The 18,517-nt window shown below is 72.1% G+C and carries 18 protein-coding genes; 8 read left to right on the top strand and 10 right to left on the bottom strand.

The features are described from left to right. Window positions 1-317 precede the first annotated feature (317 nt). Complete coding sequence (locus tag AC3EUJ_RS00310; RefSeq protein ID WP_361007162.1) at window positions 318-656, top strand: WhiB family transcriptional regulator; 339 nt, start codon at window positions 318-320, stop codon at window positions 654-656. Here the strand turns inward: AC3EUJ_RS00310 and bagB are convergent. Both bagB and bagA read right to left on the bottom strand, forming a co-directional pair. Further along, window positions 638-2,068 (bottom strand): ATPase BagB, encoded by a 1,431-nt coding sequence (gene bagB, locus AC3EUJ_RS00305; protein ID WP_431958807.1) that lies wholly within the window; start codon window positions 2,066-2,068, stop codon window positions 638-640. The two genes, AC3EUJ_RS00310 and bagB, sit on opposite strands and share 19 nt — an antisense overlap. After that, the gene (gene bagA / locus AC3EUJ_RS00300; protein ID WP_431958806.1) at window positions 2,065-3,045 is read right to left on the bottom strand and encodes an ATPase BagA; all 981 of its coding nucleotides are present in this window, start codon (window positions 3,043-3,045) and stop codon (window positions 2,065-2,067) included. Before bagA ends, bagB begins: the two co-directional genes overlap by 4 nt. A gap of 71 nt (window positions 3,046-3,116) precedes the next feature. Between bagA and sp36 the strand changes: the two genes are divergently transcribed. From sp36 to AC3EUJ_RS00280, 4 genes are all read left to right on the top strand, one after another. Further along, entirely contained in the window at window positions 3,117-3,278 is a 162-nt protein-coding gene (gene sp36 / locus AC3EUJ_RS00295) for a Sp36 family protein (protein ID WP_431958805.1), read from the top strand. After that, entirely contained in the window at window positions 3,275-3,739 is a 465-nt protein-coding gene (locus AC3EUJ_RS00290; protein ID WP_431958804.1) for a RidA family protein, read from the top strand. The genes sp36 and AC3EUJ_RS00290 overlap by 4 nt, the downstream gene beginning before the upstream one ends. Window positions 3,740-3,848: 109 nt before the next feature. Then, the gene (locus AC3EUJ_RS00285) at window positions 3,849-4,718 is read left to right on the top strand and encodes an NUDIX hydrolase (RefSeq protein WP_431958803.1); all 870 of its coding nucleotides are present in this window, start codon (window positions 3,849-3,851) and stop codon (window positions 4,716-4,718) included. Next, a complete protein-coding gene (locus tag AC3EUJ_RS00280; protein ID WP_431958802.1) occupies window positions 4,715-5,539 on the top strand; it encodes an MBL fold metallo-hydrolase in 825 nt (274 codons plus the stop codon). The genes AC3EUJ_RS00285 and AC3EUJ_RS00280 overlap by 4 nt, the downstream gene beginning before the upstream one ends. A gap of 80 nt (window positions 5,540-5,619) precedes the next feature. Here the strand turns inward: AC3EUJ_RS00280 and AC3EUJ_RS00275 are convergent, their stop codons facing one another. After that, window positions 5,620-6,294 (bottom strand): Crp/Fnr family transcriptional regulator, encoded by a 675-nt coding sequence (locus tag AC3EUJ_RS00275; protein ID WP_431958801.1) that lies wholly within the window; start codon window positions 6,292-6,294, stop codon window positions 5,620-5,622. 254 nt (window positions 6,295-6,548) lie between these two features. On the opposite strand from AC3EUJ_RS00275, the gene nth reads away from it, so the two are divergent. From nth to AC3EUJ_RS00260, 3 genes are read left to right on the top strand one after another with little or no spacing between them, the layout of a single operon-like run. After that, complete coding sequence (nth, locus tag AC3EUJ_RS00270) at window positions 6,549-7,370, top strand: endonuclease III (RefSeq protein ID WP_431958800.1); 822 nt, start codon at window positions 6,549-6,551, stop codon at window positions 7,368-7,370. After that, the gene (locus tag AC3EUJ_RS00265; protein ID WP_431958799.1) at window positions 7,367-8,047 is read left to right on the top strand and encodes an NUDIX hydrolase; all 681 of its coding nucleotides are present in this window, start codon (window positions 7,367-7,369) and stop codon (window positions 8,045-8,047) included. Before nth ends, AC3EUJ_RS00265 begins: the two co-directional genes overlap by 4 nt. A gap of 22 nt (window positions 8,048-8,069) precedes the next feature. Further along, on the top strand, window positions 8,070-9,272 hold the full coding sequence (locus AC3EUJ_RS00260; RefSeq protein WP_431958798.1) for a MarP family serine protease: 1,203 nt from the start codon (window positions 8,070-8,072) through the stop codon (window positions 9,270-9,272). A 41-nt stretch (window positions 9,273-9,313) separates the two neighbouring features. Here the strand turns inward: AC3EUJ_RS00260 and AC3EUJ_RS00255 are convergent, their stop codons facing one another. From AC3EUJ_RS00255 to AC3EUJ_RS00225, 7 genes are all read right to left on the bottom strand, one after another. Beyond that, the gene (locus tag AC3EUJ_RS00255; protein ID WP_431958797.1) at window positions 9,314-9,496 is read right to left on the bottom strand and encodes a hypothetical protein; all 183 of its coding nucleotides are present in this window, start codon (window positions 9,494-9,496) and stop codon (window positions 9,314-9,316) included. A gap of 94 nt (window positions 9,497-9,590) precedes the next feature. After that, window positions 9,591-10,514 carry an alpha/beta fold hydrolase gene (locus AC3EUJ_RS00250; protein WP_431958796.1) on the bottom strand — a complete coding sequence of 308 codons (924 nt, stop codon included), beginning with the start codon at window positions 10,512-10,514 and terminating at the stop codon, window positions 9,591-9,593. A 12-nt stretch (window positions 10,515-10,526) separates the two neighbouring features. Beyond that, a complete protein-coding gene (locus AC3EUJ_RS00245) occupies window positions 10,527-11,009 on the bottom strand; it encodes a phage holin family protein (RefSeq protein ID WP_431958795.1) in 483 nt (160 codons plus the stop codon). A gap of 52 nt (window positions 11,010-11,061) precedes the next feature. Further along, window positions 11,062-12,501, bottom strand: coding sequence for a Na+/H+ antiporter NhaA (nhaA, locus tag AC3EUJ_RS00240; RefSeq protein WP_431958794.1), 1,440 nt, complete (start codon window positions 12,499-12,501; stop codon window positions 11,062-11,064). 203 nt (window positions 12,502-12,704) lie between these two features. Further along, window positions 12,705-14,666, bottom strand: a complete 1,962-nt coding sequence (acs, locus tag AC3EUJ_RS00235; RefSeq protein WP_431958793.1) for an acetate--CoA ligase — start codon at window positions 14,664-14,666, stop codon at window positions 12,705-12,707. Window positions 14,667-14,911: 245 nt separating this feature from the next. After that, window positions 14,912-17,206, bottom strand: a complete 2,295-nt coding sequence (locus AC3EUJ_RS00230; RefSeq protein ID WP_431958792.1) for a SulP family inorganic anion transporter — start codon at window positions 17,204-17,206, stop codon at window positions 14,912-14,914. Window positions 17,207-17,402: 196 nt separating this feature from the next. Then, the gene (locus AC3EUJ_RS00225) at window positions 17,403-18,383 is read right to left on the bottom strand and encodes an ATP-binding protein (RefSeq protein ID WP_431958791.1); all 981 of its coding nucleotides are present in this window, start codon (window positions 18,381-18,383) and stop codon (window positions 17,403-17,405) included. Window positions 18,384-18,517 lie beyond the last annotated feature (134 nt).

Raw genomic sequence — 18,517 nt, 5'->3', positions numbered from 1 at the left:
GCACACGTCTGTCTTCCGTCCTCACTCTTGTGGGTGATGAGAACTGCCCGAATTCCTGTCATATGCCAGCCATATGACCTGGATCTCAGGCCCTCGAAGTGGCGATCTGGCCGTTTTGCGCCAATTCGCCTGTTCTGTCGTCGGCTCACTCCGTCGGGTGATCTGCCGCGTACGCATAGTCCGTTCGGGCCATTCAAGATTGGGCCTGAAAGGGCTGTTGCGCCGTGCCCACCTTCCGTAACGTCCTCAACTGGCAACGGTGAATATGCCGCTTGCCGCCGTGGGGGAGCCTCGATTCGGGAGAGGACGGCGCCAGCATGAGCAGCTGGGTTACGGACTGGAGTACGCAGGCCGCGTGCCGCACGACGGATCCGGATGAACTTTTCGTCCAGGGAGCGGCCCAGAACAGGGCCAAGGCGGTGTGCACCGGCTGCCCGGTACGCACCGAGTGCCTGGCCGACGCCCTGGACAACCGCGTCGAATTCGGCGTCTGGGGCGGGATGACCGAGCGGGAGCGCAGGGCGCTGTTGCGCCGGCGTCCCACGGTCACCTCGTGGCGCAGGCTGCTGGAGACGGCGCGCACGGAGTACGAGCGCAGCACGGGTGTGCTCCCGCTCGACGACGAGGGCTACGACGACTACGCCGCCGTCGGCTGACCCTGCGCGAGCCGTTCGCCGATCGCGCGCAGGCCCTCGAGGTCGTGCACGTCGCCGGGCAGGGCCGCGACGTCGACCATCGGCACGTCCGGGTGCACGGAGACGAAGCGGTCGCGGGTGCGCCGCTCGCGCGCGACCAGCTGCATCCGCTCGGCGTGCAGGCGCAGCAGGCCGGCGGCGAGACGGTCGGCGTCCAGCGGGTCCGGTTCCGTGGGCCGGCCCGCGGGCGGGTCCTGCGCGGGCGCGGAATCGGCGGGGTGGCCGTCGGGCGATTCGGGAGAGTTCGTGTCCGCACTGTCCGTACCCGGGGTCCCTTCGCCGCCGTCGGCCGTACCGAGTCCAGCTTTCCCGCGGGGCTGATCCACAATGCCGGCGCTTTGAAGATTTTCTGCGGGTTCGTCAAACTCCCCGGTCAGCTGGGGAGTTGGAGGATCATCGGTCAGGGCGCCGCGGCCCGCGGGACCATCGGCGTCCAGGTCGTCCAGCGCCTCGGCCGCCGCCAGCGCCCGTTCCGCCGTGAGCTGCGCCGCCCCGCTGCCGTGCACGCGGTTCAGCACCAGCCCGGCCAGCGGCATGTTCTCCGCCGCCAGCCGCTCCACGAAGTACGACGCCTCCCGCAGTGCGTCCCGCTCCGGTGCGGCCACCACCAGGAACGCCGTCCCGTTCGCCTGGAGCAGTTTGTACGTGGCGTCCGCCCGGGAGCGGAAGCCGCCGAACATCGAGTCCATCGCCGCCACGAAGGTCTGCACGTCGCGCAGCAGGTGCGCGCCCATGACCTTGCTGAGCGTGCCGGTCATCATCGACATCCCGACATTGAGGAACTTTACGCCCGCCCGGCCGCCGACCTTCGCGGGGGCCATCAGCAGCCGGATGAAGCGTCCGTCCAGGAAGGACCCCAGCCGCTTCGGGGCGTCCAGGAAGTCCAGCGCCGACCGGCTCGGCGGGGTGTCGACGATGATCAGGTCCCATTGGTCGAGGGCGCGCAGCTGGCCGAGTTTCTCCATGGCCATGTACTCCTGCGTGCCGGCGAAGCCCGCGGAGAGCGATTGGTAGAAGGGGTTGTCCAGGATCGCCCGGGCCCGCTCCCGGTCCGTGTGCTGCAGCACGACCTCGTCGAAGGTCCGCTTCATGTCGAGCATCATCGCGTGCAGCTCGCCGCCCGCGGACTCGTCGATCCCGGCCACCTTGCGCGGGGTGTTGTCGAGTTCCGTGAGCCCCATGGACTGCGCCAGCCGGCGCGCCGGGTCGATGGTCAGCACCACGGCCTTGCGGCCCCGCTCGGCGGCGCGGACACCCAGCGCCGCGGCCGTGGTGGTCTTGCCGACCCCGCCCGAGCCGCAGCAGACGACGATCCGGGTCTGCGGATCGTCGATCAGCGGGTCGATGTCCAATACCGGACTCTCCAGGCTCATGCGACCCCCAACCCCTGCTTCCGCAGATTTTCAGCCAATCTGTACAACCCGCCGAGATCGACCCCGTCGCCCATCAGTTCCAGCTCGTACGCGGGCAGCCCCAGCGCGGCCAGTTCCGCGCGCTGGGCGCGCTCCAGGGCCACCCGCTCCGCGTGCTCGTGCGCCTGCGCCAGCAGCGGGTCGACGAGCCGCTCCGCGAGGCCACCGCGCCGCGCGCCGCCCAGCCCGGCCTGGGAGAGCGCCTTGGCGATCGCTGTGCGCCGCCCGTCGCGCGCCGAGGCCACGGCCACGCCGTCCATCACCACCGGGCGCACCATGTTGATGACCACGGCCCCGGTCGGCAGCCCGGCCGCGCGCAGCTCCGCCACGCCGTCCACGGTCTCCTGGACCGGCATCTCCTCCAGCAGGGTGACCAGGTGCACCGCGGTCTCCGGGGACTTCATCACCCGCATCACGGCCTGCGCCTGATTGTGTATCGGGCCGAACCGGGCCAGCCCGGCGACCTCGTCGTTGACGTTGAGGAAGCGGGTGATCCGCCCGGTCGGCGGCGCGTCCAGCACCACCGCGTCGTACGACCGCCAGCCGGCCCGGTCCTTGCGGCGCACGGCCTCGCAGACCTTGCCGGTCAGCAGGACGTCGCGCAGGCCCGGCGCCACGGTGGTGGCGAAGTCGATCGCGCCCAGCTTCTTCAGGGCCCGGCCGGCCCGGCCGAGCTTGTAGAACATGTCGAGGTAGTCCAGCAGCGCCTGTTCGGCGTCGATGGCCAGGGCGTACACCTCGCCCCCGCCCGGCGCCACCGCGATCTTGCGCTCCTCGTAGGGGAGGGCCTCGGTCTCGAAGACCTGGGCGATGCCCTGGCGTCCCTCGACCTCCGTCAGCAGGGTGCGCCGTCCCTCGGCGGCCAGCGCGAGTGCCAGCGCCGCGGCGACCGTCGTCTTGCCCGTGCCGCCCTTGCCCGTCACGATGTGGAGCCTCACACCTGCGAGCCTAACCAGTAGAGGGCGGGGCTACGCAGGGGCGGGGCTGTGCCAGGCATTACAGTCCCCTCATGACGAAGTGGGAATACGCGACCGTGCCGCTGCTGGTGCACGCGACGAAGCAGATCCTGGACACCTGGGGCGAGGACGGCTGGGAGCTCGTCCAGGTCGTGCCGGGCCCGAACAACCCCGAGCAACTGGTGGCGTACTTCAAGCGGGAGAAGACCGCGTGAGCGGCGTCGAGCAGCGGCTCGCGGAACTGGGGCTGGAGCTCCCCGCGGTGGCCGCGCCGATCGCCGCGTACGTCCCGGCCGTCCGGTCCGGCGCGTACGTGTACACGTCGGGCCAGCTGCCCGTCGTCGAGGGCAAGCTGACCTGCACGGGCAAGGTCGGTGCCGAGGTCACCGCGGACGAGGCCAAGCAGCTCGCCCGCACCTGCGCGCTCAACGCCCTGGCCGCGGTCCGCTCCGTCGTGGGTGACCTCGACCGCGTCAAGCGCGTCGTGAAGGTCGTCGGCTTCGTCGCCTCCGCCCCCGACTTCACCGGGCAGCCTTCCGTCGTCAACGGCGCGAGCGAGCTGCTCGGCGAGGTCCTCGGCGACAAGGGCGTGCACGCCCGCAGCGCCGTCGGGGTGGCCGTCCTGCCGCTCGACGCGCCGGTCGAGGTCGAGATCCAGGTCGAGGTCGAGGACTGACGTCCCGTACCCCTCCGGCCAGGCCGCGCCCGGTCACCGGAGGGGTGCCCGGGCCCGTGCGGCCCGGGCCCTATCGAACATCCCCGCGCAAGCGCATAGCATCCGCCACATGACCACCACGAACCAGTGGTTCCCGCCGAGCTGGCCCGAGCGCATCCGCGCCCTCACCGCGGGCACCCTGGAGCCCGTCGTGCCGCGTCGTGCGGCGACCGTCCTGCTGCTGCGGGACGCCGATGGCGGCCCCGCCGTGCACATGCTGCGGCGCCGGGCCTCGATGGCCTTCGCGGCGGGCGCGTACGCCTATCCCGGTGGCGGGGTGGACCCGCGCGACGAGCGGCCGGTGGCCTGGGCGGGACCCTCGCCGCGGACCTGGGCCGCCCGGCTGGGCGACGGCCTGGACCCCGCCTCCGCGCAGGCGATCGTGTGCGCGGCCGTGCGCGAGACCTTCGAGGAGTCCGGCGTGCTGCTGGCCGGGGCCGACGAGGGCTCCGTCGTCGCGGACACCACCGGCGAGGACTGGGAGGCCGACCGGCGCGCGCTGGTCTCCCGGGAGCTGTCCTTCGCCGACTTCCTCGCCCGCCGCTCCCTGGTGCTTCGCTCCGACCTGCTCGGCCCGTGGGCCCGCTGGATCACCCCGGAGTTCGAGGAGCGCCGGTACGACACGTGGTTCTTCGTGACCGCGCTCCCGCCCGGCCAGCGCACCCGCGACGTGTCGGGCGAGGCGGACCGTACGGTGTGGCTGCGGCCCGCGGAGGCCGTGGCCGGCTACGACCGCGGCGAGATGATCATGCTGCCGCCGACGATCGCGACGCTGCGCGAGCTGCTGCCGTACGAATCGGCGGGAGCGGCCCTGGAGGGCGCCGCGGACGGACGCGACCTCGCCCCGGTGCTGGCGCGGGCCACGCTGGTGGGCGACGAGATCGTGCTGACCTGGCCCGGCCACGAAGAGTTCACCAAGCGCATGGGAGCCGCCGAATGACCTCGGCCCCGCAGCCCGGCAACCCGCGCGCGGAGGTCGGCGGGCGGGCGACCCCCCGCGCGTTGTGCGTGCTCGCGCCGAACCCCTCGCCGATGACGCTGGACGGCACGAACACCTGGATCGTCTCCGAGCCGGACTCCGAGCTCGCCGTCGTCATCGACCCCGGACCGCTCGACGACGGTCACCTGAACACCGTGGTGTCCACCGCGCACTCCCTCGGCAAGAGGATCGCCCTCACCCTGCTCACCCACGGGCACCCCGACCACGCCGAGGGCGCGGGCCGCTTCGCCGAACTGACCGGCACGCCGGTGCGCGCCCTGGACCCGGCGCTGCGCCTGGGCGACGAGGGCCTCGCCGCGGGCGATGTCGTCACCACCGGCGGCCTGGAGCTGCGCGTCGTGCCCACCCCGGGGCACACCGCGGACTCGCTCTCCTTCCACCTGCCCGCCGACCGGGCCGTGCTCACCGGCGACACCGTCCTCGGCCGCGGCACCACGGTCGTCGCCCACCCCGACGGGCGGCTGGGCGACTACCTGGACTCCCTGCGCCGGCTGCAGGCGCTCACGATGCACGACGGCGTCGCCACCGTGCTGCCGGGCCACGGCCCGGTCCTCGCCGACGCGCGCGGCGCCGTCGAGTTCTACCTCGCCCACCGCGCCCACCGCCTCGCCCAGGTGGAGACGGCCGTGGAGCAGGGCCTGACGACCCCCTCCGAGGTCGTCGCCCATGTGTACGCGGACGTCGACCGCGCCCTGTGGCCGGCCGCCGAGCTGTCGGTGCGGGCGCAGCTGGACTACCTGCTGGAGCACGGGCTGATCTGATGGCCGGTACGCCCCGCGGCGCGCCCCGCGGACGCGGAAGGGGCGCCCAGGGTGGGCGCCCCTTCGTACGCGTACGGGCGTCAGCGCGAGCGCTTGGCCAGCCGCTCGACGTCCAGCAGGATGACCGCCCGCGCCTCCAGGCGCAGCCAGCCGCGGCCCGCGAAGTCGGCGAGGGCCTTGTTGACGGTCTCCCGGGAGGCGCCCACCAGCTGGGCGAGCTCCTCCTGCGTCAGGTCGTGGACGACGTGGATGCCCTCCTCGGACTGCACGCCGAAGCGGCGCGACAGGTCCAGCAGAGCCTTGGCCACGCGGCCGGGGACGTCGGAGAAGACCAGGTCGGACATGACGTCGTTGGTGCGGCGCAGGCGCCGGGCGACGGCGCGCAGCAGCGCGGCGGCGACCTCGGGGCGGGCGTTGAGCCAGGGCTGCAGGTCGCCGTGGCCGAGGCCGAGCAGCTTCACCTCGGTCAGCGCGGTGGCGGTGGCCGTGCGCGGGCCGGGGTCGAAGAGCGACAGCTCACCGATCAGCTCGCCGGGGCCGACCACGGCGAGCATGTTCTCGCGGCCGTCGGGGGAGGTGCGGTGCAGCTTCACCTTGCCCTCGGTGACGACGTACAGCCGGTCCCCGGGTTCCCCCTCGTGGAACAGCGAGTCGCCACGCGCGAGCGTGACCTCCGTCATGGAGGCGCGCAGTTCAGCGGCCTGCTCATCGTCGAGCGCCGCGAAAAGCGGTGCGCGCCGCAGAACGTCGTCCACGAGCTCTCTCCTTGTCGACATCGCTGGGTCGGTCCCCATCATGCCCGACAGCAAAACAGTGCGATCAATCACAAGTCTGTCTTATGTGCTCGTGTGATTGTGCTCCGGGGGTCCGTTTGGGGGCCGGATCACGGCTCTCCAGGGCGATTGTCGGTGGCGAGGCTTAGGCTGGCCGGGTGTCCGATACGCCAAGTGCGCAGAAGAAACGGCAGGGTGGTGGGGCCGGGAGGGCGACCGCCGCCGCGGATTCCGCTGTGAGCGAACAGGCCGCCCGCAACACCCCCGCCGGCCGCGCGCGGGCGTCCGGCAAGCCCGAGTCCCGGCTCGCGATGGTCCGCAGGGCCCGCCGGATCAACCGCGAGCTCACCGAGCTGTACCCGTACGCCCACCCCGAGCTCGACTTCGAGAACCCCTTCCAGTTGCTCGTCGCCACGGTGCTCTCGGCCCAGACGACCGACCTGAGGGTCAACCAGACCACCCCGGCGCTGTTCGCCAAGTACCCGACGCCGGAGGACCTGGCGGCCGCCGACCCGGAGGAGCTGGAGCAGATCCTGCGCCCCACCGGTTTCTTCCGCGCCAAGGCGCGGGCGCTGCTCGGCCTGTCGGCGGCGATCCGCGACAGCTTCGGCGGCGAGGTGCCCGGCCGGCTGGAGGACCTGGTCACGCTTCCCGGCGTGGGCCGCAAGACGGCCAACGTGGTGCTCGGCAACGCCTTCGGCGTCCCCGGCCTCACCGTGGACACCCACTTCCAGCGGCTGGTCCGCCGCTTCGGCTGGACCAGCGCGACGGAGCCGGAGAAGATCGAGCAGGACATCATGGCGATCTTCCCGAAGAGCGAGTGGACGATGCTCTCGCACCGTCTGATCTTCCACGGCCGCCGGATGTGCCACGCCCGCCGCCCCGCCTGCGGCGTCTGCCCGATCGCACCGCTGTGCCCGTCGTACGGCGAGGGCGAGACGGATCCGGAGAAGGCGAAGAAGCTGCTGAAGTACGAGATGGGCGGTGGCCCCGGGCAGCGGCTCAAGCCGCCGCCGGGGTTCCCGGGCAAGGCGGCGCCGCCGCTGGAGGCGGAGTGACGCAGGCACGACCCGACATCGAGGACGTATCGGTCGACCGCGAGGGGTTGCCGTCCTGGCTCGGCCCGGTGGCCCGCGCGGTCGACGCCGTGCGGCCCGAGCAGCTCAGCCGTTTCCTGCCGCCGCCGAACGGCGGCCGGCCCTCCGCCGTCCTCATCCTTCTCGGCGCGGGGGCCGGAGGGCCCGAACTGCTCCTGATGGAACGGGCGGCCTCCCTGCGCTCGCACGCGGGGCAGCCCTCCTTCCCGGGCGGCGCGCTCGATCCGGAGGACGGCGACCCGCAGGGCGAGGGCCCGCTGCGGGCCGCGCTGCGCGAAGCCTGGGAGGAGACCGGCCTCGACCCGTCGGGGGTGCAGGTCTTCGGGGTGCTCCCACGGCTCTACATCCCGGTGAGCGATTTCGTCGTGACGCCGGTGCTCGGCTGGTGGCGTACGCCGTCCCCGGTGGGAGCGGTCGATCCGGCCGAGACCGCACGGGTGTTCACCGTCCCCGTGGCGGATCTCACCGATCCGGCCAACCGGGCCATGGTGACGCATCCCAGCGGCCTCCAGGGGCCCGCCTTCCTCGTGCAGGGCGCCCTGGTGTGGGGGTTCACCGCGGGCCTGATCGACCGGATCCTCCACCACGCGGGCTGGGAACGACCCTGGGATCGTGCAAAGACGGTCCCGCTGGGCTGATCCGCCATGAGACGGTGTCCAGGTGAATGTGCTGGACATCGTGTTGTTGCTGGCCGCCGTGTGGTTCGCGATCGTGGGCTACCGCCAGGGATTCGTCGTCGGCGTGATGTCGGTGGTCGGGTTCCTCGGCGGTGGTCTGGTCGCGGTCTACGTACTGCCCGCGATCTGGAACGCGGTCACCGGCAACGCCCAGCCCGGCACGGTGGCGGTCGTCGCGGCGGTGGTCCTGATCATCGTGTGCGCCTCGGTGGGCCAGGCCTTCACCACGCACCTCGGCAACAAGGCCCGTACGCACATCAGCTGGTCCCCGGCGCGGGCGATCGACGCCGTCGGCGGCGCCCTGGTCAACGTCCTGGCGATGCTGCTCGTCGCCTGGCTCATCGGTTCCGCGCTCGCCACCACCACCACGCTGCCCAGCCTCGGCCGCGAGGTCCGCTCCTCCCGGGTGCTGCTGGGGGTGGCGCAGATCGTGCCGCGCGAGGCCGACAACTGGTTCGCCGACTTCAGCTCGGTGCTCGCGCAGAACGGACTGCCCCAGGTCTTCTCGCCGTTCGGCAACGAGCCGATCACCGCCGTCCCCGCTCCGGACCCGGCGCTCGCCGACAGCGCGGTCGTCGGCCGCGCGCGGCGCAGCATCGTCAAGGTCGTCGGCACGGCACCGAGCTGCGGCAAGGTGCTGGAGGGCACCGGCTTCGTCTTCGCGCCGCACCGCGTGATGACCAACGCCCACGTCGTCGGCGGCGTCGACAACCCGACGGTGCAGATCGGCGGCGAGGGCCGGGTGTACGACGGCAAGGTCGTGCTCTACGACTGGCAGCGCGACATCGCGGTCATCGACGTACCGTCCCTGGACGCGCCCGCGTTGTCCTTCAGCACCACCGACGCCCGGTCACGGGACGACGCGATCGTGGCCGGCTTCCCGGAGAACGGCGGCTTCGACGTGCGAGCCGCCCGGGTGCGCGGCCGTATCCCCGCCTCGGGCCCGGACATCTACCACCGGGGCACCGTGGAGCGCGACGTCTACTCCCTGTACACGCTCGTCCGCCAGGGCAACTCGGGCGGACCGCTGCTCACCCCCGAGGGGCGGGTCTACGGCGTGGTGTTCGCCAAGTCCCTCGACGACGCGGACACCGGCTACGCCCTGACGGCGGACGAGGTCGGGCCGGACGTCCGGGCCGGCCGTACGGCGAACCGGCAGGTCGACACACAGGGCTGCGCCCTGTAGGCCTGCCGGGGGAGCCTGCCGGCCGGTGCGGGGCCGGGCGGTCAGTCGCTGCGGGTATGCCTCAGCCGAGCGCCCACCCAGCGGGCGCGGCGCCTGAGGATATGGGGAATACCGAGTCGGGAGCCTCCGGACCGATGGTCCGGGGCCTGCGTCCCGGTGGTGATCCGCGCTCCGTCGGCGCGGCGGTCGCGTGACACGTCACGGTAGTCGTGCGTCCAGCCCATACCGAGCTGTCTGCCCGGGGTCCATGGTCGGTAACCGCCTGGCGCTCCATCAGTTGGCCTATGCGCCCGGCATTTGGCTGATCGTCGTACGAGATTAACGATCCGGTTCGGGGTCCTTGAGCCAGTTGACCAGCTCGGTCGAGAACGCCGCCGGATCCTCCTCATGGGGGAAGTGCCCCAGACCGTCGAAGAGCCGCCAGCGGTACGGCGCCTCCACGTACTCCCCGCTGCCCGCGGCGTGCCGGGCCCGCATCGCCGGGTCGAGTGAACCGTGCAGATGCAGCGTGGGCACCCGCACCGGACGCTTCATGCGGCGGTTGAACTGGAAGCCGTCCACGCGGGCCAGTGAGCGCACCATCCAGCGGTACGGCTCGATCGAGCAGTGCGCCGTCGACGGGATGAGCATCGCCCGGCGGTAGGCGTCCACCGTCTCGTCCTCCGGCAGCCGGGGCCCCGACCAGTCCCGCAGCAGCCGTCCCACCAACGCCGCGTCGTCCGCGACCAGCTGCCGCTCCGGGATGAACGGCCGCTGGAACCCCCACACGTAGCCGCCGGCCGCGCTGTGCCGCAGGTCCGTCAGCATCGCCGACCGCCAGCGCCGGGGATGCGGCATGGAGCACACCGCCAGCCGCCGGACGAGCTTGGGCCGCATCGCCGCCGCCGTCCACGCCAGGTAACCGCCGAGGTCGTGCCCGACCAGCGCGGCGTCCGGCTCACCGAGCGAGCGGATCACGCCGGTGACGTCGAGCGCCAGGTTCGCGGGGTCGTAGCCGCGCGGTGTGCGGTCACTGCCGCCCACTCCGCGCAGGTCCATGGCGACCGCGCGGAAGCCCGCGTCGGCCAGCGCCATCAGCTGGTGCCGCCAGGTCCACCAGAACTGCGGGAAGCCGTGCAGCAGCAGCACCAGCGGGCCGTCACCGAGCTCGGCGATGTGGAAGCGGGCACCGTTCGCGGCGACGTCCCGGTGGGTCCAGGGCCCGTCGATGCGTACCACCGGGGAACTGTCAGCGACCGTCATGCCCTGAGCGTGTCACACCTTGGCCTCAACCGCGGCCCCCGTCGTGCCGGAGTGGGCGCTCCGGGGGTGCGGCTTGACACCCTGCAGCACCGCCGCCGTCTCCTTTGCCGAGGCGATGCTGCGCTCCGGCTTCTTGATCTTCTTGAACTTCGAGCGCGCCATCAGGCCCAGCACACCGGCCAGCACCAGATAGGCCGCGCCGACGATCAGGAACGACCAGGCGAGGCCCAGCCCGAGGTTGTGGATGCCGTACGCCGCCGCGAAGCTCAGCACCGGCAGCGAGAAGAGCGCCAGGATGCCGGCCGCGCCCACCGCGCCGCCGCCCATGCCGGCGCGCTTCATGTCCTGCCTCAGCTCGGCCTTGGCGAGGGCGACCTCCTCGTGGACCAGCTCGGACAGGTCCGCCGTCGCCGAGGCGAAGAGCTGACCGAGGCTACGGCTTCCGTTGGGGCTCACGGTCACCCCCACGTTCACGGGCTCGTCCGCTCGGCTCATCGGGTCCTCCGTCGTCGTCATGGTGCGTCAGTCGTCATCCGGGGCAAACGGGTTACCCCCCGATCATGCCCGACTCATCCTCGCCGCTGCCCCCGGAGCGCGCCACTTCCGCGAGCCTGCGGTGCTCGGCCGCCTTCGCCTCGTGGATCGCGGCCATGCGCAGGTGGAACTCGGGGTTCGCCCACTCGTAGACGTCGGGGACGCCGTCCCGGTCCTCGTCGCGCTCCTCGTCCTCGCACATGCGCCGGTACTTGGCGTTGCGGAGCTTCAGCAGCACCGCGGCGAGCACCGCGGCGATGAACGACCCGAGCAGGACGGCCGCCTTGACCTCCTCGGTCAGCAGCTGGTCGCCCTCGAAGGCCAGCTCGCCGATGAGCAGGGAGACCGTGAAGCCGATCCCCGCGAGCGTGGCGACGGCCAGCACGTCGGCCCAGGCCAGGTCGGGGTTGAGCGCCGCGCGGGTGAAGCGTGCGGCCAGCCAGGTGCCGCCGATCACGCCGAGCGGCTTGCCGACGACCAGTCCCAGCACCACGCCCAGCGTCTCGGGGCGGCCGAACACCTCGGCGACCGCGCTGCCGGCGATCGGCACCCCCGCGGAGAAGAGCGCGAACAGCGGCACCGCGAGTCCGGCCGACAGCGGCCGTACGAGGTGCTCGATCCGCTCTCCGGGGGACCGCTCCTCGCCCTCGCGGCGGTGGCAGCGCAGCATCAGGCCCATCGCGACGCCCGCGATCGTGGCGTGCACCCCGCTGGCGTGCATCAGCGCCCAGTTGACCAGGGCGAGCGGCACGTACACGTACCAGCCGCGCACCTCCTTGTGGAGCAGCAGCCGGAACAGCACGAGCCCGGCGAGGGCCAGCGCCAGCGCGACGAGGTTGATCCCCGAGGTGAAGAAGACCGCGATGATCAGGATCGCGAAGAGGTCGTCCACGACCGCCAGGGTCAGCAGGAACGCGCGCAGCGCCGACGGCAGCGAGGTGCCGAGCACGGCCAGCACCGCGAGGGCGAACGCGATGTCGGTCGCCGTGGGCACCGCCCAGCCCTGCAGGGAGCCGCCGCCGACGCCGTTGACCACCGCGTACACGACCGCGGGCGCGGCCATGCCGCAGACCGCGGCGATGACGGGGAGCGCCGCCGCCGACGGACGGCGCAGCTCGCCCGCGACCAGTTCCCGTTTGAGCTCGATGCCGGCGACGAAGAAGAAGACCGTCAGCAGTCCGTCCGCGGCCCAGTGCCCCACCGACAGGTCCAGGTGCAGCGACTCGGGCCCGAAGGTGAAGGCGACGGTGGACCGGTACGAGGCGCTCAGCGGGCTGTTCGCCCAGATCAGCGCGACGACGGCGGCCAGCAGCAGAATTACGCCGCCCACGGTCTCCGTCCGCAGCGCGTCGGCGACGTAGTTCCGCTCGGGGAGGGGCATCCGGCCCAGGAAGACGGAACGGCGGCGGTTGGTCGCGGTCACGGGGGGTGGACCTCCGGTCGGGCTCGGCATGGCTGATCACCTTGCCGACCAGACCTCCCCGCACGCCCCGATTCACTGTCGCGTTTCTTACGCGCGGTTACCGGGTCGGCGCCGGAGGCTCCGGCGTTCTTCACATTACGGACAATCGCCGGGGGTCGCAGGGGCGCTCCCGCCGCCGGGAAACGGCGAAGAGGCCCCCGCGGGGGCCTCTTCGGTGCGGTGACGCGGAACGGTCAGTCCTCGCTCGCGGCGCTCGGGAGCTTCGTCTGGATGAGGTCCATGACCGTGGAGTCCGTCAGTGTGGTGACGTCCCCCAGCTCCCGGTTCTCGGCGACGTCGCGCAGCAGGCGCCGCATGATCTTGCCGGAGCGGGTCTTCGGCAGCTCGGCCACCGTGAGGATCCGCTTCGGCTTGGCGATCGGGCCGAGCGTCTTGGCGACGTGGTCGCGCAGCTCGGCGATCAGCTCCTCGCCGTCCTCGGACGCGGCGGTGCCGCGCAGGATCACGAAGGCGACGATGGCCTGGCCGGTGGTGGCGTCGGCGGCGCCGACCACGGCCGCCTCGGCGACCTTCGGGTGCGAGACGAGGGCCGACTCGACCTCCGTAGTGGAGATGTTGTGGCCCGAGACGAGCATGACGTCGTCCACCCGGCCCAGCAGCCAGATGTCGCCGTCCTCGTCCTTCTTGGCGCCGTCGCCGGCGAAGTAGCGGCCCTCGAAGCGGGACCAGTAGGTGTCCAGGTAGCGCTGGTCGTCGCCCCAGATGGTGCGGAGCATCGACGGCCACGGCTCGGTGAGGACGAGGTAGCCGCCGGAGCCGTCGGGCACCTCGTTGGCGTCGTCGTCCACGACGGTGGCGGAGATGCCGGGCAGCGGGCGCTGCGCGGAGCCGGGCTTGGTCTCCGTCACGCCGGGCAGGGGGGAGATCATCATGGCGCCGGTCTCGGTCTGCCACCAGGTGTCCACGATCGGGCAACTGCCGCGGCCGATGTGCTCGCGGTACCAGATCCACGCCTCGGGGTTGATCGGCTCGCCGACGCTGCCCAGGACGCGCAGCGAGGACAGGTCGAACTTGGCGGGGATGTCGTCGCCCCACTTCATGAACGTGCGGATCGCCGTGGGGGCGGTGTAGAGGATCGTGACCCCGTACTTCTGGACGATCTCCCAGAAGCGGCCCTGGTGCGGGGTGTCCGGGGTGCCCTCGTACAGCACCTGGGTGGCGCCGTTGGCCAGCGGGCCGTAGACGATGTACGAGTGGCCGGTGACCCAGCCGACGTCGGCGGTGCACCAGTAGACGTCGGTCTCCGGCTTGAGGTCGAAGACCGCGTGGTGGGTGTAGGAGGTCTGCGTCAGGTAGCCACCCGAGGTGTGCAGGATGCCCTTGGGCTTACCGGTGGTGCCGGAGGTGTAGAGGATGAAGAGCAGGTGCTCGGCCTCGAAGGCTTCCGGGGTGTGCTCGGCGGACTGCCGCTCGACCAGTTCGTGCCACCACAGGTCGCGGTCCTCGGTCCAGGCGACCTCCTGGCCGGTGCGGCGCACGACCAGCACCTTCTCCACGCCGCCGGCGCGGGCGACGGCGTCGTCCACGGCGGGCTTCAGCGCGGAGGGCTTGCCGCGGCGGTAGCCGCCGTCGGCGGTGATGACCACCTTGGCGTCGGCGTCCTGGATACGGGCGGCGAGCGCGTCGGCCGAGAAACCGCCGAAGACCACCGAGTGCGCGGCGCCGACGCGGGCGCAGGCCAGCATCGCCACGACGGTTTCGGGGATCATGGGCATGTAGATGGCGACCCGGTCACCGGCCGTCACGCCCAGCTCGGTCAGCGCGTTCGCGGCGCGGCTCACCTCGTCCTTGAGCTCGGCGTAGGTGACGGCCCGGCCGTCGCCGGGCTCGCCCTCGAAATGGATCGCCACCCGGTCGCCGTTGCCGGCCTCGACGTGCCGGTCGACGCAGTTGTAGGCGACGTTCAGGGTGCCGTCGGCGAACCACTTCGCGAACGGCGGGTTGGACCAGTCCAGGGTCTTCGTCGGCTCCTTCGCCCAGGTCAGCCGGCGGGCCTGCGCCGCCCAGAAGCCCAGTCGGTCGTCACCGGCCTGCTGGTAGGCCTCCGCGGTCACATTGGCACCGGCCGCCAGCTCGGCGGGCGGAGCGAACCGGCGCTCCTCCTTCAAAAGGTTGGCCAGGCTCTCGTTGCTCACGCCGTGCTCCTTCGCAGGGTGTCCTCTTGTGTCCCAGGCCATAGCTCACCAGCCGGAGGGGCGAAATGACAAGGGTTCGCGGCAAAAATTGGTTTAGACCTGTCGCGGTGTCATGGGCGCCATGGGCGTCGTGGGTCTCGTGGGTGTTATGGGCGGAGTGCCCGGACATGGGCCGGCCCGCCGTCAGGTGCACGGCGGGCCGGGACGCGCGGGTCGCCTGATGCGGGCGGCCCACTCGGACGGTCTCAGACGGCGTCGAGCACTTCCGGCCGCACGGCGGCGAACGTGCCGGTCCCACCGTCGAGGACGTAGGCCTGGGCCTCGGCGACGTGGAAGTACATGCCGTGCAGCTGGAGTGATCCCTCGGCCACCCTGCGGGCGACGCAGGCATGGGCCATCAGATGGTCCAGCTGCTGTACGACATTGACGAGGCAGAGCCGTTCCAGCTCGTCGGCCACCGGGCGGTCCGCGAGGGCGACCTCGCCGCGTCCGGGCCGGCCGATGCGCTCCAGCCGCGCGAGGCTCGGCCGGCCGTGGCGGAGCCAGCGGGCCAGCGGGGTCTGCGCCCCCGGCTCGTGGCCCGCCCCGCTCAGCAGTGCCTGCATGGCACCGCACCCGGAATGCCCGCACACGGTGATGCTGCCGACCTTCAGCACCTCCACCGCGTACTCGATGGCGGCGCCCACGGAGTCGCAGGAGGCGTCGGCGCCGGGCGGCGGCATCAGGTTTCCCACGTTGCGCACGGTGAACAGGTCACCTGGCCCACTCGAGGTGATCATGCTGGTGACCAGGCGTGAGTCGGCGCAGGTGAGGAAGAGCTGGGTGGGCCGCTGCCCCTCGCGGGCGAGCCGCGCCAACTCGTCCCTGACCAGCGGCGCCGTGTTGCGCTGGAAGGCGCTGAGCCCGCCCACCAACTGCCCGGCGGCCCCCGCCTCCGTGCCCGGCTTGGTGCAGTGGTGGTTGCGCCACGGCGTCCAGGGGCGGCAGGCGTGCGCGCTCGACGGGACCGCGATCGGGGTTCCCGAGCGGCCCGTGAGGGTGGACCAGCCGCCGCGCGCCCGGTGGCCGTCGCACCAGTGCTGCAGCGATTCGTACGCCGCGTGGTCCATGAAGGAGCCGTCCAGGGTGACCACGGCGCGGGTCCCCTCCGGCACCTCCGCCAGCGCCCGGGTCAGCCGGGGCACCGCGAGGAAGGTCAACTGGCCCCGTACGTGCACCTGGTGGACGCCGGACTCCTCCGTCACCGTGATCCTGGTGTGCGTCAGCCGGCGCAGTGACAGGAAGACGGCCACCGCGATGCCGGTCAGGACCCCCTCCAGCACGCCGATCAGCAGCACCGCGCCGAGCGTCGCCGCGTAGACCGGGAACTCCCGGTGCCGTTGCACGTGCTTGATGTGCGCGAAGCTCACCATCTTCATCCCGACCACCATGACCAGGGCGGCGAGGGCGGCGAGCGGGATGTGCTCCAGCAGCCCGGCCAGCAGCCCGGCGCAGAGCAGCACCCACACCCCGTGCAGCGTCGTGGACCGGCGCGTCCGCGCGCCCGCGGCCACGTTCGCCGAGCCGCGGATCGCGCCGCCGGCCACCGGCAGCCCGCCGAGCAGGCCCGAGACCACGTTGGACGCGCCCTGTCCGAGCAGTTCCCGGTTGAGGCGGGCCGGCACGGCGTCCCCGGGCGCCCCGCGCCCGGAGCGCAGCTTGTCGATCGCCACCGCAGACAGCAGGGACTCCATGCTCGCCACCAGGGTGACGGTCAGGACGGCGGCGGCGATACCGAGCACCGGCCCGTGTGGCAGCCCTGGCAGCGCCACCGCCTGCCAGGCGGGCAGGTCGACCCGCGGCACCGCGATGGGCGCGCCGACGGCGGTCGCCGCCGCGACGGCTGCGAGCGGCGCGGGCACCGTGCGCAGTGTCCTGCCGGCCCGCCCGGGCAGGCGCGGCCAGCCGACCAGCACGGTCACCGTGACGCCTGCGATCAGCAGAGCGCCCGGGTGCGGGGATGACAACTGCTGTGGCAGGGCGGTGAGATTGGCGAGCGCCGAGCTGTCCGGGCGGGCGCCGAGCACGACATGAAGCTGGGCGAGCGCGATGGCGGCGCCGATGCCCGCCAGCATGCCGTGCACGATCGCCGGGCTGACGGCGAGCGCAGCCCGGGCCACCCGCAGGGCGCCCAGGGCGAGTTGGGTGAGCCCGGCCAGCACCGTGATGGCACAGGTGGTCCGCCAGCCGTAGCGCTGGACGAGCTCGGCGGTGACCACCACCAGGCTGGTGGCGGCACCGCTGACCTGGAGCGGCGCACCGCCCATCAGCCCCGCGACGATGCCGCCGACCGCGGCGGCGATCAGCCCCGACTCCAGCGGGGCGCCGGTGGCCAGGGCGATGCCCAGCGACAGCGGGACGGCGATCAGGAAGACGGTGACCGAGGCCGACAGGTCGTGCTGCCAGGCAGCGGTCCCGTCGTCGGCGCGGAGCGTTGGTGGCGGCAGATCCAGCGGTGGGATCTGCGACTGCTGCGGCTGTGGTTCTGGCGTGGCGTGCATGTTCCCGTCTCCTCCGGGGCGGCGCGGCTGCGTCCGGCTGGTGCGCGTACGCGGTCGTGGTCACGGCTGTTGCGGCGGGTGCTTCGGCCTTGCGAGTAACGGAATGCGATTGCCCGAACACTCTCAAGAGTCGGTAAATGGAGAGTAATGCAGACAAAGGGTCCGTGGATGAGGATTCGCCCGAACGGGCGAACGATTACCCGGTGAGAGTGAACCGTTCGCCCAGGACGAAGCCCGGATCGACCTGGGAGGCGAGGTCCGCGCCGGTCCTCGCGTTGCCCCAGCTCTCCGCGTTCTTGAGGTGGAAGTGGACCATCTGGCGGGTGTAGCGCCCCCAGTCGCGCCGCTCGTACGTGGCGTCCGCGGCGTCACGCATCGACCGCAGCGCGGCGCGGTTGGGCTCCTCCAGTTCCCCGAAGCACGGGGGGCGGCCCTTCTCCATGGCGCGGACCCAGTCCGAGTGCCCGACGGTGACCAGCAGGTCGTCGCCCACGTGCGAGCGCAGGAAGTCCACGTCGTCCGGGCCCTGCACCTTGTTGCCGACGACGTGCAGGGCGACCCCGAAGTCCCGGGCGTACTCCTTGTACTGGCGGTAGACCGCCACGCCCTTGCGGGTGGGCTCGGCGACGAGGAAGGTCATGTCGAAGCGGGTGAACATGCCGGAGGCGAAGGAGTCGCTGCCGGCCGTCATGTCGACGACGACGTACTCCTCGCGGCCGTCGACCAGATGGTTGAGGAACAGCTCCACCGCCCCGACCTTCGAGTGGTAGCAGGCCACCCCCAGGTCGGACTCGTCGAAGGGGCCGGTGACCATCAGTCGCGCCTCGCCGCCGTCGAGCGCGACGGGCCGGGCGCAGGCGGCGTAGACCGGGTTGTCCTCGGTGATCCGCAGCAGGCGGGAGCCCTCGCCGGGCGGGGTGGTCTTGATCATCGTCTCCGCGGACGCGATCCGCGGGTTGGTGCCACGCAGGTACTCCTTGATCTCCGGGAGGTGGGCGCCCATCGCCGGAAGGACGGCGGCCTCCTCCTCGTCGAGGCCGAGCGCCGGGCCGAGGTGCTGGTTGATGTCGGCGTCGACGGCCACGACGGGGGCGTGGGCGGCGGCGAGGTGGCGGATGAAGAGGGAGGACAGCGTGGTCTTGCCGCTGCCGCCCTTTCCGACGAAAGCGATCTTCATGTTCGTTAAGCGTAGTGACGGGGCGCGTCGCATGCGGATTCCGCCGCGGGAGTTCACCCGTCGGTGGACATCCGGGCTTGTCTGGGCTGCCCCCGCGGCCCGTCCTGGCTCCGGTCAGGGGTGGCGCGGGAGCC

It is taken from the genome of Actinacidiphila sp. bgisy160, assembly GCF_057707815.1.
The sequence above is the reverse complement of the archived record's forward strand: the minus strand, read 5'-3'. Positions and strand labels throughout refer to the sequence as shown.